Below are 22,917 nucleotides of genomic sequence, written 5' to 3' on the forward strand. Positions count from 1 at the left end.
CAAGCGCTTATAAAATATAAAAAGTAATTTTAACTTAAAGTTTAGCAAACGAGCGTTCTGCTGCCGCTATTGTTTCTTTTACTTCTTGCTCAGTATGCGCAGCACATACAAAACCAGCTTCAAATGCTGATGGAGCAAGGTACACACCTTCTTCAAGCATAAGGTGGAAAAAACGTTTGAAGCGCTCTAGGTCGCATTCAGTAGCTTGTTTGTATGTCGTTACTTTTTCAGCATCAGTAAAAAAGAATCCATACATGCCGCCAGCATAATTAGTTGTTAATGCAATGCCTGCTTTTTTAGCGCCAGCTTCAAAGCCTTCACAAATTGCTTTAGACGTTGCTTCTAACTTATCGTGTAGACCTGGCTCACATAATAGCTCAAGTGATTTTAAACCTGCAGCCATCGCAATAGGGTTACCAGAAAGAGTACCCGCTTGGTAAACAGGGCCCACAGGCGCAATGTAATCCATTATTTCGGTTTTACCACCAAACGCGCCAACGGGCATGCCGCCGCCAATGACTTTACCTAAACACGTAAGGTCTGGTTTAATGTTGTAATACGCTTGAGCGCCGCCAAGTGCAACACGAAAACCCGTCATTACTTCATCAAAAATAAGTACTGATTTATATTCGTCACACACATCACGCAAACCTTCTAAAAAGCCTGGCACTGGTGGAATGCAGTTCATGTTACCGGCTACTGGCTCTACAATAATACAGGCAATTTCGTCAGCGTATTTTGCAAAAATAGCTTTTACTTCATCTAGGTTATTAAACGATACAGTAAGTGTATGCTTAGCAAAGTCCTCAGGAATACCAGGAGAATTAGGTACGCCCATTGTTAGTGCACCAGAGCCTGCCTTAACTAATAACGAGTCAGCATGGCCGTGGTAACAACCTTCAAATTTTAATATTTTATCGCGGCCGGTAAAGCCACGTGCTAAACGAATTGCACTCATTGTTGCTTCAGTGCCTGAGCTAACCATGCGTACTTTTTCGATTGATGGAACCAGCTCTTTTACTTTTTCAGCCATTAATATTTCGGCTTCAGTTGGCGCACCATAGCTAAGGCCATTTTCTACGGCTTCGTGCACGGCTTGTTTAATTGCAGGGTGGTTATGGCCCATGATCATAGGCCCCCAAGAGCCAACATAATCAATGTAACGATTACCGTCGGCATCAAATGTAAACGCGCCTTCTGCTTTTGTAATAAATAGCGGCGTACCGCCTACACCATTAAAAGCACGAACTGGCGAGTTTACGCCACCTGGAATTGAGGCTTGAGCGCGTTCAAATAAGTCTTGGCTAATTGTCATGAAAAATCCTATAAATTGTCACTTAAAGAGGGTTTAGCTGTCACGTTTGCGGCTAAACCAAGGCACGTCCACTTCATACTTATCGACTTTATTTTCTACGCCGAGTGTTAAAGCAAACAGTGCCATACGAATTAATACGCCATTTTGTACCTGGCGGAATATTGCTAAATTGTCGTTACTGTTTAAGTCGTTATCAAGCTCGTTGGCTTCTAAGCGACTATCGCGTGGTAACGGATGCATTAATACAGAGTTAGGTTTGCAATGAGCGCTGTAAATAGATTGGCTAATTCTAAAACCGCCACGGTATTTATTTGCTTCTTCTTGTGAAGGAAAACGCTCTTCTTGAATACGTGTTTGGTAAACAATATCGGCTGCTAAATTACCTTCCATCTTATTTACTAGCTCAATTTTGTGTCCTGCATTTTCTACGGCATCTAAAATGCTCGTTGGCATTTGTAGGCCATCAGGTGCGACCATCGAAAACTTTACGTTTTTATAATGGCACAATAGCTTTGAAAGAGAATGCACTGTGCGACCATATTTTAAATCACCCACAAGCGCTATATGCATGCCATCAATATTTTGATCAAAACGGTGTAATTCACGCTCAATGGTTAATAAGTCAAGTAATGCTTGAGTGGGGTGCTCATTTGGACCGTCGCCGCCATTAATAACCGGCACAGTACAGCCATCAGCAAATTCACTTACTGAGCCTGCGTCAGGGTGACGCATAGCAACAGCATCGGCGTAAGCTGAAATAACGCGAGCGGTATCGTAAAGTGATTCACCTTTTGCAAGCGCTGAGCTTTGCATACCTGTAGTTTCACGTACACCACCGCCTAGTAAGTTAAAGGCTGTACCAAAGCTAACTCGCGTGCGAGTACTTGGTTCAAAAAACAAATTAGCTAAAATAGCGCCTTTAAGCACCGTTGTTTGCTTTTGTTTTTTAGCATAAGGCTCCATTTTTTTAGCTACTGCAAAAATACGTTCAATGCAGTCTCTGTCTAGCTGATTTACAGACAGTATATGTTCGCCTTGGAAACTTAACATGGGGTAATTCCTAATCAATCAAATGGGCGCGATAATCCATAAATGGAGCACGCAATCGCGCGTGTTATAGCAAGTATTGTAAATTGCAGCGCAGTTTAACATGCGCTACAAAGCTTGTACCAACCGGCATAAATATTTGAGCAATTTAACGCACTAAATTTCACTATAACGTCGTTAAAAATTTTTAATTTAGAACAACTAGATACAAAAGTTTTTGCCTAGTTCTAGCGTAATTTTCTTAGCGTTAAATAGACCCCATATATAAGCCGATTGGTATTATAAATTAGGTTTTATTACCGCAAGTGCCACTATGATGAGCAGCGCAATAACAGGGAGCTCATTAAAAATACGGTAAAAGCGGTCTGTTTTAGTGTTTCGGTCATGTTTAAAGTCACTCAATAACTTAAAACAGTAGCCGTGGTATAGGTATAAAATAATTACCAGTACAAGTTTGTAATGTAGCCACATACTGTATTTAAACCAATCACGACCATATTCAACAATGGTTAACACACCAAATACAGCCGTTAAAACAGCAAATGGGGTTACAAAATAAAGTAGCCTGCGCTCCATAACTTTAAGCATAGAGTTACATGATCTTTCTTCGCTCATTGCGTGATATACAAATAATCGAGGCAAGTAAAAAATACCAGCAAACCACGCAATCATAAAAAATATGTGGAGTGTTTTATAAATCAATAATGCGCTCATAATAGTCCTTATTGCTTAAAGTAAGCTGTTACGAATGGTTAAAATATGATGAATTTGATCCCAGCGTAATAGCCCCATAATTTGTTGATTATCTAAAAGGTTATAAACGTAAAGCGCGCCACTTCTTTTATCTTTTAGTATATCGAATGCATCGGCTAGGGTGGCTTGGCTGCTGATGCCCTGCAAGCTAATGTAATTTATATTTATTGCTTCATCAGACATTAGCGTTAAATCGTATTCAGCAAGGCGATAGCCATTTTCTTCGTCAAAAACAATCAAGGGTGTTTGGCTATCCATGGCATCAAGCGTATTTTTTATTTGCTCTTTATCGTCTGAGTAAAGCAATTTAAAGTCTTCATCCATATCATCCATTATTCCCACTTTTTGTAATGCTTCGGTAGCGGGAGATACATGGTACGGCAATCCCTGAAAATCTAATTGCTGCAAAAATATGGAGCGATTTCCAAAAAATTGTAATGCAGTTACATATGCAGTGGTTATAACTATCATCGCAGGAACGATTATTTCAGGTGATGATGTAAGCTCCATTACTGTTGTTAATGCAGCAAGTGGTGCATGCAGTGTAGCCGCTAATAATCCAGCCATACCTAAAACCCCATACGTACCCGCAATATCAGTACCCGGGCTAATATATTGAGCAAAAAAGGCCATTAATGTACCAATTAATACGCCAAGTCCAATTACCGGACCAATTAAACCGCCCGGAATACCCAAACCAATAGCAAACAATGTGGCAAGTAGTTTAGCGATTAAAATGGTAGTAAGCAGCTTTACGTTATCAGGCGATTCAACCGCGATAGTAATCGCACTCATACCAGAACCCATAGCATGAGGCACCGCGTAAGCTATCAAGCTGGCAATACAGCCTGCGATTAGTAAACGAGGAAACATACTTAAAGGTTTAAATGTTTTAATAATTAGCATTAAGTTTTGATTAAAGCTAAATGCTATAGCGCCCAGCGCCATACCGCATAATATTAAATAAGGGTAATGCCAACCACTTAATGGCGCTATTGTAATGAGTGCAAGTTCAGAGCCTTCACCAAAAACAAACTGCGTAGCGAGTGCACCAGTAACAGCAGCAAGCATGATTGGCACAAATATGTGTACTTTATATTCTCGAAGTACCACTTCCATTACAAAAATAACGGCTGCAAGTGGGGTATTAAACGAAGCGGCTATACCTGCTGCAACGCCGCAACCACTTAAAGTACGCATGGCGTTATGCGGTAAATGTAGTTTATCCGCTAAAATACTCGCACCTGTTGCGCCCATATGTACGGAAGGCCCTTCTCGGCCAACCGAAAAACCGCTAATGAGTGCAAGTGCGCCACCAACAAATTGATTAACCGTATTGTATAAAGGCATTTGCCCGTAATGGCGTTTAATACGATGAATAACAAAAGGAATGCCTAAACGGTAATGTTTAAAGCCAGTAAATGCAGCAAAGCACGCAATTAAAAATGCGGCTATTAATGGCATTAAAACGCGTTCAAGAGTGGGTAGGGTAGTAAAGTCGTCAGGTGTTTCCAAAAATAAGCTTTGAAAAAACAAAATAGTTAAGCGAAATAAAATAATAAAAAATGCAGCAATTAATCCGGCAACTACGCCTAATAAGCATAATTGTACAGATGTTTTAGGTTTTGCCAGTCGACGCCTGAGTTGCTCAAGCCACATGCATTATTTCCTCGCCGCATTTTTCAGCAGCATTTTAGCAAAAGAGTTTAGTTAAGTCCTTGTGATTTTGAATTTTTCGTAACTTATATTAACAATTTGCAGTAAAGATTAAGACCTATTTTTTATAACTAAAATTTTTAATGAATTTATAGTTTACAAGGGTCGCTTTTAGTTTGCTTAAGTATTATTTTAGTGAGCTAATGTTTAGCCACTTTTTTACTAATTTATAGGTATAACTTAGAGTAAAGAGTTGTTTTACTATACTTGATTAAAACACTCGGGTATTAGATAATCACGCCATTGCGATATTGAGGGTTTTAAAATGTCTGAAGAATTACCAATTAAGTTCAGCGATGCAGCTGCTGTTCGCGTTAAACAGTTAATCGACGAAGAAGAAAATCCAGATTTAAAACTGCGTGTTTATGTAACAGGTGGTGGTTGTTCTGGTTTTCAATATGGTTTTACTTTTGATGAAAAAGCGAATCCTGGCGATTTAGAAATTGTAAAAAATGGTGTAACACTCGTTATCGATCCAATGAGCATTCAATATTTGGTTGACGGTGAAGTTGATTACACTGAAGGATTAGAAGGCGCACGCTTTTTTGTATCTAATCCTAATGCAACAACAACCTGTGGTTGTGGTGCAAGCTTTAGCGTTTAACAGCCAAACGCTAAATAGAATGAAGCCGCTTTTGCGGCTTTTTTAATGCCTACAAATCGGTTGGGGCGTATTCGGTTATTTGCATTATCAATACAAAAAAGCCAAGTACAAAAGCAGAAAACGCTAAAATGTATATGAAGCCTTTTTTGCCTTGTTTAATTGGTACGCCGTTGTGGCGCAAAAAAAAGTACCAACCCAAGCACAACACAATCGGTAATAAAAAAAGAAGTCTGAACATTATTCGGCCTTTTTGGTGCTAATTATTGCTTAATCATAAACATGTGACGATAAATTGGAACAAAATTGTTATAAAAATTCATTTAAATATTTTATAACTAGAAATTAATTTATTAATACTTTTTGAGTACTTAGGTCAATATTCAGCGTTTATAAATATTCACTCGTGTTCATATTTGTACCGAGTATGTAATTAGTTATTTAACCAAAGTGTTAATAGTATATAATGTATCCAAGAATGAGACGGGCAAAATTTCATTCTCAATAAAAACAAATCTTTACCACATTATTAGCGTAGTTTTTTAGCTATATTGGTGGAGTGAGTAGCAACACATGCTTTGTTAAGCAATAGCTTGCTATTGAAAATATGGTATGACTGCTTACTTGCCTACCTACAGCTATTGATAGAGACTACTGCTTTAATAGGTACGTCAAATCATCTAGTAGGAGATGTAAAATGATGGGCAAAACAGTTTCTTCTGAAGAAAATGCAAAGCTAACAAAGTGGCTTAAAAGTAAGCGCCACGAAAAGGGTCATACAATGCGAAGCCTAGCACAAGTGCTGGGAACGCCTCATTCGTTTATCGGCAAGATTGAAAATCAAGAACGCCGTTTAGATGTGATTGAGTTTGTTCGTTATTGTACAGCTCTAGAAGTTGATCCACATGAAGCACTTAGCTTGCTAAAAGTAGATTAACTCAAACATTGCTTAGTACACTTTAAGGGGCACTTGATAGTGCTAAGCAATACGTTAATGCAGGGATGCATTAAATATTTTTATGATAATTTTTCTCAAGCTCATATAATTTATGCCTAATCAGGTATAAAAATATCAGCGAAGGTATAACCATCAAGGCTGTTAAAACAAAGAACAGCGACCAATTTCCCATTAACCAATCATCAATTACTACACCACTGTAGCTCGAAAGTAACGTTCGTCCTAAATTCCCTAATGACGCCAGTAATGCATAGTGTGTTGCACTAAATGCTCTATCGCATAACATCGATATAAAGGCCACCATAGCGACCAGCGACCATGCTTGCGTAAACCCATCAATAACAATAGCAAAGGCATACAGTCTTAAATCTGGGCCAACTAAAGCAATCCATGAAAAGGCTAAGTTTGAGGCCGCCATCGCAATGCCACTAACAAATAAACCCTTAACAATGCCATATTTTTGATTAAATAAACTGCCAACAAAGGTAAATATGATTGTAAGTACGGCAGTACCTACCTTTGAAAATGTAGCTATATCGCTATTGCTAAAACCAATTTCTTTATAAAAAACAATCGACATTCGCCCTAAAAACGCTTCGCCTATTTTAAATAAGAAAATAAACGCAAGTAATGCCAGTGCCGTTTTAACGCCATTTTTAGTAAAAAAAGCTCTAAAGGGATCAATAACGGTTACCGCGAGCCACGCAACAGTTTTTGTAAGAGGGGTTTGTTTTGTAGAGGACAGTTTTTCAAGGTACACACGTTCAAGCTCGGCATGTACCGCTTCTCTATTTGATTCAGGTTCTTTTGCAAACAATGCTCCACTCATTAGCAGCAGCATTACAGCAGCTAAAAAGTAATAAATTTGTGGCCAGTCGAGCGAGGGGATATCAGCCATATAAAATGGAATTGCACCTAAAAGCGCATAACCTGTCCACCAACCAGATGTTGCCATAGCGGCTGCCGCTGTTGCTTTGTGAGATTCGTTTGCTTTAAGTGTGTCTATTCTGAATGCATCAATAGCAATGTCTTGCGTTGCAGAAGCAATGGCGATTAACAAACAAATTGCAGCAACAATTGCTAAATTAGCTTTTAAATCAAGCCCAGCTAATAATAAGGTGCCAATAAAAATAAAGCTCTGGCAAAATAGTATCCAACTACGACGTTGGCCTAGCCATTTATATAAAATAGGGAGTTTTGTACGGTCAATGAGCGGTGACCATAAAAAATTGATACTGTAAGCGCCAAATACAATGCCGAATAGGCCAATCATACTGCGGCTTAGCCCTTCATCCTTTAGCCAAGCCGACATAACAGAGCCAATTAATACCCACGGAAAACCGCTACTCATACCAAATATAAAAATATGGATTAAGCGTTTGTCTTTAAAGTAAGAAAAATATTCGCTAATAGAGAGAGATTTGCTCATAGGGCCTTCATTGGCTTAGATGCAGAGCAGCTAAGCTGCTCTTAAAAAAATTACAGTGGAACTTGTTCAAGCATTTTAATATTTAAGATGACCACTGGTTTTTTAGGAACAAAATCGTAACCAATCTTTTCATTAAACCCTGTTTCAACCGCCATAATTTTATCTAATGTTTCGTAGCCTTCCATCACATTACCAAAAACAGCAAAACCCCAATCTTTACCTGGGTTTAAGTGATCGTTGTTATCCATATTAAAAAAGAACTGACGAGTACCAGAGTGCGGTTCACGGTCTTGATACGCCATAGCAATGCTATACATATCGTTTTTCATACCGTTACCGCTTTCATTAAAAATAGGATCGTTTTCGTGTAAGCCGTCGTAATCTTTATCGTAGCCACCACCTTGAATAACAAAGTCGCGGTCATTTTCCACATCGCGCTCAATACGATGAAAAACACTGCCTTGATAGCTTTTATCTGACACGTAAGTTAAAAAGTTATTGACCGTAATAGGCGCTCTCGAACGGTCGAGTTCAACAACAATACTGCCCATTGTCGTTACGATTTCGACGCGTGGAAAAATATTATCTTTTTGAACAAAGCGGCCTTCTTGGGCTGCCAAGCTACTTACACTAAAAAATAGGCCTAAGCAGATTAAAAAAAGTCGTTTCATAGTTAACCTTCTAAAAATTCTATTAATTCAGGGTCAGATACAATGCGGGTAATAATTTGCTCAGTCAACTTATTGAGCTGACCTTCTATTTTTGCTCGCTCGTGACTAAACGGGCCTTCTAAATTCGCACTGCCTCTATACACTTTACTAAAATTGCTTGAGGCGCGAATAACTCTTACACCAAGCTCTATATGCGCATCACTGGTATGGCTCACTAGTTTTTCGGTTACCACCGCTTGTAGTGCATGAATATCTACTTCAAAGCGTACAGACGCTAAATTAGAAATGCTGGCGCCATTGCGGCTAAGGGCGCTGTCTAAAACACTTTTAACAGATTCAGTAAGACCTTGGCTTGCAAAGGTTTTAGTTTTGTCTGATTCAATAAGTTTAAGTGTTGATGAGTCGCCACGTAAATCAATTACACTGGTGCTTAAGCTACTATTTATAGTGCTTATTTGACCACTTTTATAAACAGGATTGAGTATTACTTGGCTAGGCTGATTAGCGCAGCCACCAAGTAGTAGCAATACACAACACCCAATTATAATGTTTGTTAATTTCATTTATAGCATTCCACTATTTTTAGTTGCACTTAGAACGACAAACTTTTTGTTTGAGCCTAACAACTTACAGTTTCCGAACATACGGTTTAATTTATCGTGATAATCTAAATGACGATTACCAATAATACGCAGCTCGCCGCCTTCTTTTAAAGTATCTTTTGCTTGTTTAAACATTTGCCAAGCAATGTGATCGGTAACAGCTTGAGCTTGGTGAAATGGAGGATTACAAAGCACCATATCCACACTGTCTCTTTCAAAGCCTGTTAAACAATCGTTTTCGATGAACTCACAATTATCAAACTTATCGCCAAGGTTAATTTCTACATTTAACCGAGCCGATTCTACTGCCATGTAAGACTCATCAACAAAGGTAACTGATGCATTAGGGCAACGAGCAAGCGTCATTAATCCAACAACACCGTTACCACAACCTAAATCAATAATGCTTTTAGCTTTAGGTGTTTCTGGTAAGTAGTTAAAAAAGAAGCGAGCACCAATATCTAACGAATCACGCGAAAACACATTTGCATGATTTGTTATATTAAACTCAGTACCTTCAAGCTCCCATGTTATAGGGAAGTCTGCTGCTTTATATCCGCCTTTAGCTGTACTTAATATAAGACGAGACTTTTTAACTGCTAGGCTTGTTGTTGTTTCACCAATAAATTGCTCAAATGATTTTATTGTTGAATTATGAATTTCTTTTGTTTTACCTGCGGCAATTACTGGTGTACCAGGTGCAAGTACTTCACTAAGTTCACTTAATTGGAACTGTAAAAAACCCACATTACGAGGGATTTTAATAAGTACTAAATCTACATCCTCTGGTAATGCCGACAAACTATCTACTTGCGTAAACTCTGCTGTTGGCAGCTTGTTTTCTTGTAAGTTATAAGCCGCAGCTTGGTGGCTAATATAAGAATCATTAACTGAACAAACCGTTAACTTATTAAAATAACAAGCAAGTGCACCAAAGCTATCGTTTAAAATAAGCAATGAGCGACAATCTGGGTGATGTTCGTTAACATAATTGATAAGGTACTCATCTGCCGAATCCCACGCTTGTAAGCTGCGGTTTTTTTGATCCAATGGAAAGCGTTCAAGAGTAAAGGTTTTATCGCCTAGCTGGGCTTGCGTCGTCATAATGGTTCGTTGATCAGTAATCTAATGTAGGTAAATTCTAACATGCAACGGCAAAACGCCAACCCCCAACAGTTACCAAATGGCTTTTCTTATCAAACTAGGGCACTTAGTGCACAAAAAAGCCTCGATCTATTTTATTATTTGCAAAAAAACCTACGTTGGCAGCAACCCGATGTAACCGTTTATGGCAAAACGGGGCCTATTCCTCGGCTGCAATGTTTCATGAGCGATTTAAATATTGAATACGGCTATTCAAGTAGTAAGCAAATAGTAGAACCATGGGATGAATTGTTACTCAATATGCGAAAGCGTTTAGAAGCACATTTAAACCAGCCTCTAAACTCATTGCTCGTTAATTATTACCGAGATGGTAATGATACGATGGGATGGCACAGTGATGATGAAATAGAGCTTGGTGATAAACCAACAATTGTGTGTGTCTCTCTAGGAGCTGATCGGGTTTTAAAGTTAAAGCACAAGGCGAGCAATAAAGTAACCGACTTAAAATTACAAAGTGGCAGCTGTTTAATAATGAATGGACATAGCCAACGAGATTATCAACATGCAATACCTAAGCAAACCACGCTTGCGCATCCGCGAATAAGTTTAACTTACCGATTTATAAAGCACATTAAGCAAAAGCAATTTAGTTAGCCAATCGCTGCGTTAAATTGTTATAGTAAGTGTATAAATTAGCTAATTAAAACGGTCTTTTATGTCAATGCAGCAACAGATCCAAGAAAAAATAAGCAACGCCATTGCGTGTAAACATTTAAACGTGATTAACGAAAGCCATATGCACAGTGCTGGCACTGAATCACACTTTAAAGTAGTAGTGGTTAGCGAAGATTTTGCAGGTAAGCGTTTATTACAACGTCATCGCGAAATTAATGAAATTTTAAAAGATGAGTTAGCAAATCATATTCATGCACTCGCTATTCATACATATACACCCGATGAGTATGCAGAGCAGGGCGGCGAAGCGCCTGATTCACCTAATTGTATGGGTGGCTCTAAAATTAGCTAAGTAATGTTTTAGAGTATTTGATGAGTGTTTAACTGATCAGATCAGTGTTTTTAGTATTAGCCTTTAAACTAGCGCTAATTTTTATTGTAAAAGATATAGGATGATCAATGGTCATTAAGCCTAAAATTCGTGGATTTATCTGCACAAATGCACACCCAGCTGGTTGTGCAGAGCATGTTCAAGAACAAATTAACTATGTAAAACAACAAGGCGCATTAAAAAGTGCACCAAAAAATGTATTAGTTATTGGCGCATCAACAGGCTACGGCTTGGCATCGCGCATTACTGCTGCGTTTGGTGGTGGTGCTAAAACATTAGGTATTTTCTTTGAAAAAGAAGGTACAGATCGTAAAACAGGCTCTGCTGGTTGGTACAATACCGCTGCTTTTCAAGAAGCTGCAGATGAAGCGGGTCTTTGGTCTAAAAATATTAATGGCGATGCGTTTTCTAACGAAATCAAGCAAAAAGCAATCGACACTATTAAAGCAGATTTGGGTAAAGTAGATTGTATTATTTACAGCCTAGCGTCTCCTCGTCGTACTGATCCAAATACAGGCGAAGTGTTCTCATCTACACTTAAGCCAATAGGTAATGCAGTAACCACTAAAAACTTAAATACATCAAAGCGTGAAATTGATGAAATTACGGTTGAAGCTGCAAATCAAGACGATATCGACAACACTATTAAAGTAATGGGTGGTGAAGATTGGGAAATGTGGATTGACGCATTAAAAGAAGCGGATGTATTAGCCGATAACTTTAAAACTACAGCGTATACTTATATTGGTAAAGAGCTAACATGGCCAATATACGGACACGCTACTATTGGTAAAGCTAAAGAAGATTTAGACCGTGCAACGGCTGCTATTAAAGAATCGACAAAAGATTTAAATGGTGAGGCGTATGTTTCATCACTTAATGCAGTAGTGACACAAGCAAGTTCTGCTATTCCTATTATGCCGTTATATATTTCTGCTTTATTTAAAGTTATGAAAGCAGATGGCACGTATGAAGGCACCATTGAGCAAATTCACGCATTATTTAGTGAAAACCTATATGGTGAATCGCCTCGCTTTGACGACGGTGGACATTTATTCCAAAACTATAAAGAGCTAGAAGACGATGTGCAAGCACGCGTTCAAGCTGTATGGGATAGTGTTGATACAAGCAGCATTGATGAGCTAACAGACTATGTTGGTTACCATAATGAGTTTTTACGCTTATTTGGTTTTGGTATAGACGGTGTTGACTACGATCAAGACATAGATTCAGTTAAGCCAATTGCTAATATGATTGACTAACAGAATTTAGTTATAAAAAGCCGCAATAGCGGCTTTTTTTGTATTATGCGATTTGTTTAATTTGCGATGAAATCAGGAACGATAATTGCTTAGGCTACCACTTTGGTCTACCTTGATTTTTATTTAAATCACTTAACAAAACTAAATAAGTGTTTCTGTCGTATAATTTTCATAAATACACTCGCATAGTCATCTAAAATGATGTTAAAATCTCGACAATATGTGATGAGTTTTACTACGTTGCTTGTTTGATATTTCTAGCAAGCTGCTCTTTTGTACCTTGATATAACTTGGAATAACTCAAATGGCGACGTGGTTGATACGATTTTTCAGTTTCTTTCCTTTAATGTAATGCAAGTGCGTATGATCAATATAAAAAAAGGTCTGGATTTACCCTTAGAGGGCGCGCCACAGCAAGTTATACATGACGGTTCTGCTGTCAAACGTGTAGCTGTGCTTGGCGAAGAGTTTATCGGTATGCGTCCAACCATGCATGTTCGTGTGGATGACCAAGTCAAAAAAGGCCAGGTACTTTTTGAAGATAAAAAGAACCCAGGCGTCCTATTTACTGCTCCAGCTTCTGGCACAGTAAAAGAAATAAATCGTGGTGCTAAACGTGTGCTGCAATCTGTTGTTATTGAAGTAACAGGCAGTGAGCAAATCACCTTTGACTCTTTCAAAGCAGACGAGCTTGCGAGCTTAGAGCGTGAAAAAGCCAAAGAAGTACTTATCCAGTCTGGTCAGTGGACAGCACTTCGTGTTCGCCCATTCAGTAAAGTAGCGGCTGTGGATGCAAATCCTAGTTCTATTTTCGTGACCGCAACTGACACAAACCCATTAGCTGCAGATCCTGCAGTGATAATTGCCGAAAATGCGCAAGCATTTGAAGCGGGTCTTGCTGTTATTTCGCGTTTGACCGATGGCAAAGTATTTGTGTGTAAAAAAGCAGGTAGCCAAGTTCCTAGCTCATCTATAGCTCAAGTAGAAGTACATGAGTTTGGTGGTGTGCATCCGGCTGGCCTCGTTGGCACTCATATCCATCATCTTGATGCAGTTTCTGTTAGCAAACAAGTTTGGCATATTGGTTACCAAGACGTTATTGCGTATGGTCACCTATTCCTTACTGGTGAAATTTACACAGATCGTGTTATTTCGCTTGCAGGTCCTCGCGTTAAAAACCCACGTTTAGTGAAAACACAATTAGGTGCTTCATTGGATGATTTAGTGGCTGGTGAGCTAGAAGACGGAGATAACCGCGTTATTTCTGGTTCTGTTCTATCAGGTTCTATTTCAAACGGTGTTCATGCATTCTTAGGTCGTTACCACGTTCAAGTATCTGTTTTACTTGAGGGTCGCGAAAAAGAATTGTTTGGCTGGATTGCACCAGGTAGTGATAAATTCTCTGTAACGCGTACATTCCTTTCTCACCTTGCGCCGAGTCGTTTATTTAAAATGACAACGTCAACAGGTGGTTCAAAACGTGCCATGGTACCAATTGGTAGCTACGAGCGCGTAATGCCGCTAGATATTTTGCCTACTCTATTATTACGTGACTTAATTGCACGCGATTTAGACAGTGCAATTTCATTGGGCGCGCTTGAACTTGATGAAGAAGATTTAGCGTTATGTACCTTCGTTTGTCCAGGCAAATACGAGTATGGTTCTATCCTACGCGATTGCTTAACTACGATCGAGAAGGAAGGCTAGAGAGATGGGTTTAAAAAAATATCTAGAAGATATCGAGCCGAATTTTGAAGCCGGTGGTAAATATGAGAAGTTTTATGCACTGTATGAAGCAGCTGCAACTATTTTTTATACACCAGGCTACGTAAATAAAGGCGCGACACACGTACGCGATAATATCGACCTAAAACGCATGATGATTTTAGTGTGGATGGCGACGTTCCCAGCTATGTTTTTTGGTATGTTCAATATCGGTCATCAGGCCGCAGGTGCTTTAGCACAAGGTTTTGAACTAGCAAACACGTGGCAAGTTGGTTTGTTCCAGTTATTCGGTGGTGAATTAACCGCTGATGCAGGCTGGGGCGCTAAGATGTTCTATGGAGCATGTTTCTTCCTACCTATCTACGCGGTAACATTTGCAGTAGGTGGTTTTTGGGAAGTAATATTTGCTTCTGTGCGTAAGCATGAAATTAACGAAGGTTTCTTCGTTACTTCAGTATTATTCGCACTTATTTTGCCTGCAACGATTCCTTTATGGCAAGTTGCATTAGGTATTACGTTTGGTGTAGTAATCGCTAAAGAAATCTTTGGTGGTACTGGCCGTAACTTCTTAAACCCTGCTTTAGCCGGTCGTGCGTTCTTATTCTTCGCATACCCAGCTCAAATCTCGGGTGACACAGTATGGACAGCAGTAGATTCTTTCTCTGGTGCAACTATGCTAGGCCAAGCTTTCATTGGGCAACTAGACTTTGCAAACATGGAATTATGGTGGAATGCGTTTTACGGTTTCATTCAAGGTTCTGTAGGTGAAACATCTACACTTGCATTGTTAGTAGGTGGTTTGTTCTTAATTTACGTTCGTATCGCTTCTTGGCGCATCGTACTAGGTGTATTCCTAGGTATGGTAGCAACTGCATTTTTACTAAATGCTGTTGGCTCAGAAACTAACCCTGTATTTGCAATGCCTTGGTATTGGCATTTAGTACTAGGTGGCTTTGCGTTTGGTATGTTCTTTATGGCTACTGACCCTGTATCAGCTGCATTTACTGACAAAGGTAAATTGGCATATGGTCTATTAATTGGCTTTATGGTGGTTATGATACGTGTTGTGAATCCTGCTTTCCCAGAAGGTATGATGCTAGCAATCTTATTTGCTAACTTATTCGCTCCACTGTTCGATCACTTTGTAGTGCAGGCTAATATTAAGCGGAGGTTGGCACGTAATGTCTAGTAATAACGAATCAATCGGTAAAACGTTATCAGTTGTTGTAGCACTATGTTTAGTGTGTGCAATCATTGTATCGTTTGCTTCTGTACAGCTTCGTCCTTTACAGCAAGCTAATAAAAACAAAGATATTCAAAGCAATATCTTGGCTGCTGCGGGTATCGATAAAGTTGAAAATGTTTTAGAAACATTTGATGCAAAAATCGAAGCGCGCGTTGTAAACATGACTACAGGTGAGTTTGTAGATACAGACCCAACAATTTTTGATTTTGAAAAAAGCAAATATGATGCAGCGCTAAGTGTTTCTCTTCAAGAGAAAGGCGTTAAAGATATTGCTGGTATTCAACGTGTGACTAAAGAGTCGCCGGTGTATATCTCTAAAAAAGAAGATGGCTCAGTTGATGCAATTATTCTTCCTATCCAAGGCTACGGCTTATGGGGCTTAATGTACGGTTTTATCTCGCTTGAAAGCGACGCTGAAACAGTTAAGAGCATTATCTTTTATAAGCATAATGAAACCCCAGGTCTAGGTGGCGAAATCCAAAATCCACAGTGGACTGCTACATGGGAAGGTAAAGAACTTCCAATTCAAATTGTTAAAGGTACTGCGGGCAATGATGAGCATAAGATCGATGGTCTTTCAGGTGCTACATTAACGTCTAACGGTGTTGATCATGCAGTTGACTTTTGGACTGGCGAAAATGGCTTTGGCCCTTTCCTTGCGAAAGTACGTAAAGGAGCATTGAAATAATGGCTGATACTAAAGAAATGAAGGCGGTCCTATTTGGTCCGGTTTTAGCTAACAACCCAATCGCACTACAAGTACTTGGTATTTGTTCTGCGCTAGCGGTAACGTCTAGCTTAAAAAATGCGTTAATCATGTCAATCGCATTGACATTAGTAACTGCATTTTCGAGCTTCTTTATCTCGCTTATTCGTAACCAGATCCCATCATCTGTTCGTATCATCGTACAAATGACAATTATTGCATCGTTGGTAATCGTTGTTGACCAAGTATTACAGGCATTCTCTTACGCTACGGCAAAAGAGCTTTCTGTATTCGTTGGTCTAATTATTACTAACTGTATTGTAATGGGTCGTGCTGAAGCATATGCGATGAAGTCGCCACCAATTATGTCTTTCCTTGACGGTATTGGTAATGGCTTAGGTTACTCTGTAGTACTACTTACTGTTGGTTTCATTCGTGAGCTATTCGGTAAGGGTTCACTATTCGGTGTTGATATTATCCCATTAGTACAAGATGGCGGTTGGTATCAGCCTATGGGTCTATTGATCTTACCACCGAGTGCATTCTTCATCATTGGTTTATTCATATGGGTACTTCGTACTTATAAGAAAGACCAAGTAGAAGCTAAAGCGTAAGGGGCAAATAGTGGAACATTATATTAGTTTATTTGTAAAAGCCGTTTTTATTGAGAACTTAGCGTTGTCATTCTTCTTAGGCATGTGTACTTTTTTAGCAGTATCTAAAAAAGTAACTACATCAATTGGCCTAGGTATAGCGGTTATAGTTGTATTGGGTATTTCTGTACCTGTTAACAACTTGGTTTACCATGCGGTACTTGCACCAGGTTCACTTACTTGGTTAGGTTATCCAGATGCGGATCTTAGCTTTTTACGTTTCTTAACTTTCATTGGTGTTATTGCAGCACTTGTGCAAATTCTTGAAATGGCATTGGATAAGTTTTTCCCTGCACTATACAACGCATTAGGTATCTTCTTGCCACTTATCACAGTTAACTGTGCAATATTTGGTGCGGTATCTTTCATGGTTGAGCGTAACTATGACTTCGGCGAGTCTGTTGTCTATGGTATAGGCGCTGGTGTTGGTTGGGCGCTTGCAATTACATTACTTGCAGGTATCCGTGAGAAACTGAAATATTCAGACGTACCAGATGGCTTACGTGGTTTAGGTATTACCTTCATCACTGTTGGTTTAATGGGACTTGGCTTTATGTCATTCTCTGGTATTTCACTGTAAAGGGTAGCGAGGATAAATCATGGATTATCAGATTTTCTTAGGCGTTGGTGTTTTTATCGCTATCGTTGTACTACTAGTTTTAGTGATCATTGGTGCTAAATCTCAGTTAGTTGCAAGCGGTGACATCATCATCGGTATTAATGGCGATAAAGACAAAGCCATTACTACATCAGCAGGTAATAAGCTTTTAAGTGCATTATCTGAGTCAGGTATATTTGTATCATCTGCTTGTGGTGGCGGTGGCTCTTGTGGTCAATGTCGTGTACACATTAAAGAAGGTGGTGGTGATATTCTGCCAACTGAGCTTGATCACATTTCTAAAGGTGAAGCCCGTGAAGGCTGTCGTTTAGCGTGTCAGGTAAATGTTAAAAACGACATGGAAATTGAACTTGAAGAGTCAATTTTCGGTGTTAAGAAGTGGGACTGTGAAGTTATCTCTAACGATAACAAAGCAACCTTCATTAAAGAACTTAAACTGCAAATCCCTGGTGATGAGTCAGTGCCTTTCCGTGCGGGTGGTTACATCCAAATCGAAGCGCCACCTCACCATGTTAAATATGCAGATTTCGATGTTCCTGAAGAATATCGTGGCGATTGGAACCATTTTGGTTTCTTCGATCTGGAGTCAAAAGTAGACGAAGAAACAATTCGTGCATACTCAATGGCTAACTACCCAGAAGAAGAAGGCATCATTATGCTTAACGTGCGTATTGCTGCTCCGCCTCCAAGAAACCTAAGCTTGCCATGTGGTAAAATGTCTTCGTACATTTGGTCACTTACAAAAGGCGACAAGGTAACTATTTCAGGTCCATTTGGTGAGTTCTTTGCTAAAGACACAGATGCAGAAATGATCTTTGTTGGCGGTGGTGCTGGTATGGCGCCAATGCGTTCACATATCTTTGACCAACTTAAACGTTTGAACTCTAAACGTAAGATGAGCTTTTGGTATGGTGCACGTTCTGAACGTGAAATGTTCTACGTAGAAGATTTTGACGGCCTAGCCGCTGAAAATCCTAATTTCGTATGGCATACAGCACTTTCAGATCCACAACCTGAAGATAACTGGGAAGGCTATACTGGCTTTATCCATAACGTGTTATTTGAGAACTATCTTAAAGACCACGAAGCGCCGGAAGATTGTGAGTACTATATGTGTGGTCCTCCAATGATGAACGCGGCAGTTATTACTATGCTTAAAGATTTAGGTGTTGAAGACGAAAATATCTTACTAGATGACTTCGGTGGCTAACACTAATACCAAAACAGTTTAGTTTTGGTTAAAATACCAGCCTCGTAGCACTTGTGTTACGAGGCTTTTTTTATTCTTTAATTTTATCAATCTATTAAGTAGAGCTGTTATGAATCGAGTAAGTACTTCACAAGGCATAATGGCCTTTTTACTAATCACACTGACCTTATTACTGTCTGGGTGTGGTGAAAAACCAGAGTCGAGGGAAACCTTTTTAGAAGGTAAGACTATGGGCACCACTTATCATATTAAATATTACGATGAGCAGGGCCAGCTATCAGCTTCACAATTACAGCTGCAAATAGACGCTGTTTTAAAAGATGTGAATCAGTCTATGTCTACTTACATAGAAGACTCTGAAATAAATATATTTAACAGATTACCAGCAAATCAAGTTATGCCAATTAGCGAAGATTTTAGGGCTGTTATCAGCGAGTCTATTCGCTTAGGCGAATCAACTAAAACACTCGATGTCACTATGGGGCCTTTAATTGATTTATGGGGCTTTGGTCCTGATAAAAAACCAACAAATCGCCCAAGTGATCAAGCGCTTGCAACTATGGTCGAAAAAATAGGTATTGATAAACTTATTTTAGATGAGCAAGGACTGTCTAAAACAGTTAATGGGTTAGAGCTTTCGTTTTCGGCAACGGCTAAAGGCTATGGTATTGATAAAGTAGCGCAGTTATTAGAAAGCCACAGTATTACCAATTACATGGTTGAGATTGGTGGAGAGCTGCGTATAGCAGGTGAAAAGCCAAATAATCAGGATTGGAAAATTGCGATTGAGCAACCAGATGCGCAACCTGGAGAGCGAAAGGTACACCGTGTTTTATCGCCAGGTACAAACGGTATTGCTACGTCAGGTGATTACCGTATTTTTTATAAAATGGATGGCGAGATCTATACTCATTTAATTGATCCCGTGACCGGCATGCCTATTAAGCACGACTTAGTGTCGGTAACTGTGCTTCATCCAAGCGCTATGACGGCAGATGGTTTAGCGACTGCACTTACTGTGATGGGTATGGAAAAAGCGCAAGCATACGCTCAGCAGCACGATTTACCGGTATACTTAATAGGTAAATCAAATGAGGGTTTAGTTACTTATTCAAGCCCTGCATTTAAACCTTATTTGTAGTATGGTGCTGGCTTGTTTATTTTCGCGTTATTTGGGTATATAATAGCAGTCGCTCAAAAATGTTTGAGTTTAATTAATTGCTGATCAATAGGGGCTAAGCAATGTCACTTTTTCTTCTTACTTTTGGCTTACTAATTTTGATAGTTTCGGCTATGGCCGTTGGTATGATCGTGCAAAAAAAATCTATGGCAAGCAGCTGTGGTGGTTTAGGTTCGGTTGGTATTGATAAAGCCTGTGATTGCGATGATCCATGTGATAAACGCAAAAACCGTTTAGCAAAAGAGCAAGCCTGGAAAGAAAACCAAATTATTTAAGCCCGCCTTAAATATTAAAAAGCGCTTTATAGCGCTTTTTTTGTGTCTGTAAAACTGCTTAACTCGATAGCTTCTAAAGTAATCCAATCTTAATGTATTAGACAAACGTCTATAGTTTAGTTTTTTTCACCTATTAGGTTTATTTTTCTCGTTTGTCAAATTGGAGCTAACACTCTAAAGTTTAACCATAGACACAGAGCAAGGCTCTCGTCATAAGCTTGAGGCAAGTTAGCCTCGCTTAAAAGAATCTTTATATTGTGTGTGAAGATGTTGTCAGTGTGAAAGGCAACTCAAGTTCGGTGGATTCACTTCCATAAAGAACGAGTTTGAGTTGTTTTTATTTCCTTTCAATGCCACGTAATGTAAACCAAGAATCTTTATATTGTGTGTGAAGATGTTGTCAGTGTGAAAGGCAACTCAAATCCGGTGGTGACTGCATTTGAGTTGTTTTTATTTTCCTACAATGCCACGCAGTGTAAACAAAAAATCTTTATATTGTGTGTGAAGATGTTGTCAGTGTGAAAGGCAGCTCAAATCCGGTGGATTCACTTCCATAAAGAACGAGTTTGAGTTGTTTTTATTTCCTTTCAATGCCACGTAATGTAAACCAAAAATCTTTATATTGTGTGTGAAGATGTTGTCAGTGTGAAAGGCGGCTCAATTTCGGTGGTGACTGAATTTGAGCTGTTTTTATTTGTGCCACACAATTATTATTCCTTCCAAAAAACCTATAGTTTTATTAAATATTCTGCTTTAAATCATTTTTAATTCAAGCCAACTCAATGTTTTTTATATTGTTATTTTTTATTAACAAAATAGCTTCGAAAGCTTAACCCAAATTAATTGATTTTTAGTTGAACAGAAAATTCTCTTTGTTATACTCACGTTCGAACTTTCAGTAAGTTTTGAAAGTTTGATTGATACGGATCAATTTTCGCTAGGTAAATATGTGCTAGCTGGATTTGATTGTATTTAGCACCTGGTTTTAGGGCTTACAACAGCAATGTTTTTTAAATTTTTCCATTGCAAACTGTATTCCTCTAATTTTGTTATAGTCATTTTAGTAGGTTAATGTTTTTGAACACACTTTCTTTGCATCATACAAATACGGATCTTGCCTCTGGCGAGCCGCAGACGTGTGAGCGCTTGAATAAAGCAGGCAAGGGCGTGTGTGTAGCTATAACTTTATTAGTGTTTAATACTGTAATGTTGCTAAGCGGTGCACTAGAGGATGCCTTCAAGCTTGAAGCGCTATTAAGTGATGGGTTTATTGTAGAGCCGCTGTTACTTACTATTGTGCAATTTTTAGCTCATCCGATCATATCAAGTCAGTTACTTATTGGCCTTTGCTGGCTATTGTTCCATATTTTTCCAGCGCGTCGTGCTGGAATTATCCTCCGTAAAGCAGCCTTTGCTTTTAGCGAGGCTAAAGTTCTTCAGCCAGTGCAAGTTGCACACGGTTGTCGTGCTCCACCTAGCTTTACAGGTTGTCTGTAAGGCTGCATTTTGTTGCTGGTTTTAATTATTTGTTCTTGCTGTAAATAATTAAGGTTAGCTAAAACAAAGTAGCTCAGTGTTTTTTAAACACATTTCAGCCAACCACCACTCACCCAAGTTAACTTTTATTACGTTATATAAATGCGTTTAGAAAGCTGGGTTTGTTGCTAGGTCATTATTGGCATGAGCTTTAGGTTTTGAATAGCCCCCTTATTTTTTATAATTTAATTCCAGTTAACTTGGGTTTTTACCGAAAAATCGTTGCTTTGTTTTTTATTTAAAGCAGCAAATTAGAACTTTTAGGTTTGTAGGATACTCCCTTGTTAATTCGTAACCTTTGTAATATTGCTTTAGCTAGTACAGTGCTGGCGTTGTCAGGCTGTAAAGGCGGGATACTCGATCCAAAAGGGCAGATAGGCATAGATGAGAAAAATTTAATCATCATCGCAACCGTGCTTATGTTGCTTGTAGTCGTTCCCGTTATTGTGATGACTTTGTATTTCGCATGGAAATATAGAGACACGCAAACTCATGAAATTTACGCTCCAAAATGGGCTCATTCAAATAAAATTGAAGCCGCAGTTTGGGCTGTCCCTATTGTTATTGTGATTATTTTAGGTGTTATTACCTGGGTGTCTACCCAAGAGCTAGACCCTTACAAACCAATTGAAGGTAAAGGTAAGCATCTTACTGTTGAAGTGGTTTCATTAAACTGGAAGTGGCTATTTATTTATCCTAAGCAAGGTATTGCTACGGTTAATGAATTAGTGTTTCCGGCTAATGTACCTGTTGAATACAAAATCACTTCAGAGAGCACAATGAACTCGTTTTTCATTCCGCAATTGGGTAGTCAAATATACTCAATGGCCGGTATGGAAACCAAGCTTCACTTAATTGCTAATGAGCCAGGTACATTTAAAGGCTTTTCGGCAAACTACAGTGGTGCAGGCTTTACTGGTATGAAGTTTAATGCCATTGCTACACCTACTCAAGCTGGTTTTGATAAGTGGGTGAGTGATGTAAAAGCGAATTCAAGTGCTAATAATCTTACTCATGCAAATTATGTTGAGCTTGCAAAAGCAAGCGAAAATAACCCAGTTGCTTATTACGGTAAAGTTGATGACGGCTTATTTCATACCATCGTTATGAAATACATGCAGGCACATGGCGATATGAACAAAAAGCAACATGCGATGGGCGAACATGGGCAAATGAGTAAGAAGCATCAAGTAATGGATGAACACCCAATGCCATCATCTCACAGCCAGGGCGAGGAATAATA

General features: G+C 39.0%; 24 protein-coding genes. 15 read left to right on the forward strand and 9 right to left on the reverse strand.

Annotated elements, in window-relative coordinates; all coding sequences use genetic code 11:
- Window positions 1-34 precede the first annotated feature (34 nt).
- The 4 genes from hemL to AAEY62_RS13995 form a co-directional block, all read right to left on the reverse strand.
- Complete coding sequence (gene hemL, locus AAEY62_RS13980; RefSeq protein ID WP_024589288.1) at window positions 35-1,315, reverse strand: glutamate-1-semialdehyde 2,1-aminomutase; 1,281 nt, start codon at window positions 1,313-1,315, stop codon at window positions 35-37.
- Window positions 1,316-1,348: 33 nt separating this feature from the next.
- Entirely contained in the window at window positions 1,349-2,365 is a 1,017-nt protein-coding gene (locus AAEY62_RS13985) for an aspartate carbamoyltransferase (protein ID WP_007584862.1), read from the reverse strand.
- Window positions 2,366-2,641: 276 nt separating this feature from the next.
- The gene (locus AAEY62_RS13990; RefSeq protein ID WP_007584864.1) at window positions 2,642-3,076 is read right to left on the reverse strand and encodes a CopD family protein; all 435 of its coding nucleotides are present in this window, start codon (window positions 3,074-3,076) and stop codon (window positions 2,642-2,644) included.
- Between the two features lie 15 nt (window positions 3,077-3,091).
- Window positions 3,092-4,774 (reverse strand): chloride channel protein, encoded by a 1,683-nt coding sequence (locus AAEY62_RS13995; RefSeq protein WP_007584866.1) that lies wholly within the window; start codon window positions 4,772-4,774, stop codon window positions 3,092-3,094.
- A gap of 322 nt (window positions 4,775-5,096) precedes the next feature.
- Here AAEY62_RS13995 and erpA point away from each other — a divergent pair, with 322 nt between their 5' ends.
- A complete protein-coding gene (gene erpA, locus AAEY62_RS14000; protein ID WP_002958911.1) occupies window positions 5,097-5,435 on the forward strand; it encodes an iron-sulfur cluster insertion protein ErpA in 339 nt (112 codons plus the stop codon).
- Window positions 5,436-5,484: 49 nt separating this feature from the next.
- Here the strand turns inward: erpA and AAEY62_RS14005 are convergent, their stop codons facing one another.
- Window positions 5,485-5,673, reverse strand: a complete 189-nt coding sequence (locus AAEY62_RS14005; RefSeq protein ID WP_010555198.1) for a hypothetical protein — start codon at window positions 5,671-5,673, stop codon at window positions 5,485-5,487.
- 456 nt (window positions 5,674-6,129) lie between these two features.
- Here AAEY62_RS14005 and AAEY62_RS14010 point away from each other — a divergent pair, with 456 nt between their 5' ends.
- On the forward strand, window positions 6,130-6,369 hold the full coding sequence (locus AAEY62_RS14010) for a helix-turn-helix domain-containing protein (protein ID WP_007584874.1): 240 nt from the start codon (window positions 6,130-6,132) through the stop codon (window positions 6,367-6,369).
- A gap of 70 nt (window positions 6,370-6,439) precedes the next feature.
- Here the strand turns inward: AAEY62_RS14010 and AAEY62_RS14015 are convergent, their stop codons facing one another.
- The 4 genes from AAEY62_RS14015 to AAEY62_RS14030 are packed head-to-tail and all read right to left on the reverse strand — an operon-like array spanning window position 6,440 to window position 10,196.
- The gene (locus tag AAEY62_RS14015; RefSeq protein WP_007584875.1) at window positions 6,440-7,819 is read right to left on the reverse strand and encodes an AmpG family muropeptide MFS transporter; all 1,380 of its coding nucleotides are present in this window, start codon (window positions 7,817-7,819) and stop codon (window positions 6,440-6,442) included.
- A gap of 50 nt (window positions 7,820-7,869) precedes the next feature.
- Window positions 7,870-8,490 (reverse strand): peptidylprolyl isomerase, encoded by a 621-nt coding sequence (locus tag AAEY62_RS14020; RefSeq protein ID WP_165721273.1) that lies wholly within the window; start codon window positions 8,488-8,490, stop codon window positions 7,870-7,872.
- Between the two features lie 2 nt (window positions 8,491-8,492).
- Window positions 8,493-9,053, reverse strand: a complete 561-nt coding sequence (locus tag AAEY62_RS14025) for a YajG family lipoprotein (RefSeq protein ID WP_350635137.1) — start codon at window positions 9,051-9,053, stop codon at window positions 8,493-8,495.
- Complete coding sequence (locus AAEY62_RS14030) at window positions 9,054-10,196, reverse strand: methyltransferase (RefSeq protein WP_350635139.1); 1,143 nt, start codon at window positions 10,194-10,196, stop codon at window positions 9,054-9,056.
- A 42-nt stretch (window positions 10,197-10,238) separates the two neighbouring features.
- Between AAEY62_RS14030 and AAEY62_RS14035 the strand changes: the two genes are divergently transcribed.
- The 13 genes from AAEY62_RS14035 (at window position 10,239) to cyoA (ending at window position 22,915) form a co-directional block, all read left to right on the forward strand.
- Window positions 10,239-10,850, forward strand: a complete 612-nt coding sequence (locus tag AAEY62_RS14035) for an alpha-ketoglutarate-dependent dioxygenase AlkB family protein (RefSeq protein ID WP_350635141.1) — start codon at window positions 10,239-10,241, stop codon at window positions 10,848-10,850.
- Window positions 10,851-10,911: 61 nt separating this feature from the next.
- Window positions 10,912-11,223 (forward strand): BolA family protein, encoded by a 312-nt coding sequence (locus AAEY62_RS14040; protein WP_024589282.1) that lies wholly within the window; start codon window positions 10,912-10,914, stop codon window positions 11,221-11,223.
- A 107-nt stretch (window positions 11,224-11,330) separates the two neighbouring features.
- A complete protein-coding gene (gene fabV / locus AAEY62_RS14045; protein WP_165726552.1) occupies window positions 11,331-12,524 on the forward strand; it encodes an enoyl-ACP reductase FabV in 1,194 nt (397 codons plus the stop codon).
- Between the two features lie 363 nt (window positions 12,525-12,887).
- Window positions 12,888-14,231: a Na(+)-translocating NADH-quinone reductase subunit A gene (locus tag AAEY62_RS14050; RefSeq protein ID WP_197188590.1), complete on the forward strand. Its 1,344-nt coding sequence runs from the start codon at window positions 12,888-12,890 to the stop codon at window positions 14,229-14,231.
- Window positions 14,232-14,235: 4 nt separating this feature from the next.
- Entirely contained in the window at window positions 14,236-15,438 is a 1,203-nt protein-coding gene (locus tag AAEY62_RS14055) for an NADH:ubiquinone reductase (Na(+)-transporting) subunit B (protein WP_007584889.1), read from the forward strand.
- Window positions 15,431-16,183 (forward strand): Na(+)-translocating NADH-quinone reductase subunit C, encoded by a 753-nt coding sequence (locus AAEY62_RS14060; protein WP_007584890.1) that lies wholly within the window; start codon window positions 15,431-15,433, stop codon window positions 16,181-16,183. Before AAEY62_RS14055 ends, AAEY62_RS14060 begins: the two co-directional genes overlap by 8 nt.
- A complete protein-coding gene (locus AAEY62_RS14065; RefSeq protein ID WP_007584891.1) occupies window positions 16,183-16,815 on the forward strand; it encodes an NADH:ubiquinone reductase (Na(+)-transporting) subunit D in 633 nt (210 codons plus the stop codon). The genes AAEY62_RS14060 and AAEY62_RS14065 overlap by 1 nt, the downstream gene beginning before the upstream one ends.
- Before the next feature lie 10 nt (window positions 16,816-16,825).
- Entirely contained in the window at window positions 16,826-17,434 is a 609-nt protein-coding gene (nqrE, locus tag AAEY62_RS14070; protein WP_007584892.1) for an NADH:ubiquinone reductase (Na(+)-transporting) subunit E, read from the forward strand.
- Window positions 17,435-17,453: 19 nt separating this feature from the next.
- Window positions 17,454-18,683 (forward strand): NADH:ubiquinone reductase (Na(+)-transporting) subunit F, encoded by a 1,230-nt coding sequence (gene nqrF / locus AAEY62_RS14075; RefSeq protein ID WP_007584893.1) that lies wholly within the window; start codon window positions 17,454-17,456, stop codon window positions 18,681-18,683.
- A 109-nt stretch (window positions 18,684-18,792) separates the two neighbouring features.
- Window positions 18,793-19,824 carry an FAD:protein FMN transferase gene (locus AAEY62_RS14080; RefSeq protein WP_282113934.1) on the forward strand — a complete coding sequence of 344 codons (1,032 nt, stop codon included), beginning with the start codon at window positions 18,793-18,795 and terminating at the stop codon, window positions 19,822-19,824.
- Window positions 19,825-19,925: 101 nt separating this feature from the next.
- The gene (nqrM, locus tag AAEY62_RS14085; RefSeq protein ID WP_007376137.1) at window positions 19,926-20,138 is read left to right on the forward strand and encodes a (Na+)-NQR maturation NqrM; all 213 of its coding nucleotides are present in this window, start codon (window positions 19,926-19,928) and stop codon (window positions 20,136-20,138) included.
- Window positions 20,139-21,215: 1,077 nt separating this feature from the next.
- The gene (locus AAEY62_RS14090) at window positions 21,216-21,635 is read left to right on the forward strand and encodes a hypothetical protein (protein WP_007581161.1); all 420 of its coding nucleotides are present in this window, start codon (window positions 21,216-21,218) and stop codon (window positions 21,633-21,635) included.
- Window positions 21,636-21,955: 320 nt separating this feature from the next.
- Window positions 21,956-22,915, forward strand: coding sequence for a ubiquinol oxidase subunit II (gene cyoA, locus AAEY62_RS14095; protein ID WP_350635144.1), 960 nt, complete (start codon window positions 21,956-21,958; stop codon window positions 22,913-22,915).
- Window positions 22,916-22,917: the final 2 nt, after the last annotated feature.

This window comes from Pseudoalteromonas sp. GW168-MNA-CIBAN-0100 (assembly GCF_040309225.1).
Classification (GTDB): Bacteria; Pseudomonadota; Gammaproteobacteria; order Enterobacterales; family Alteromonadaceae; genus Pseudoalteromonas; species Pseudoalteromonas arctica.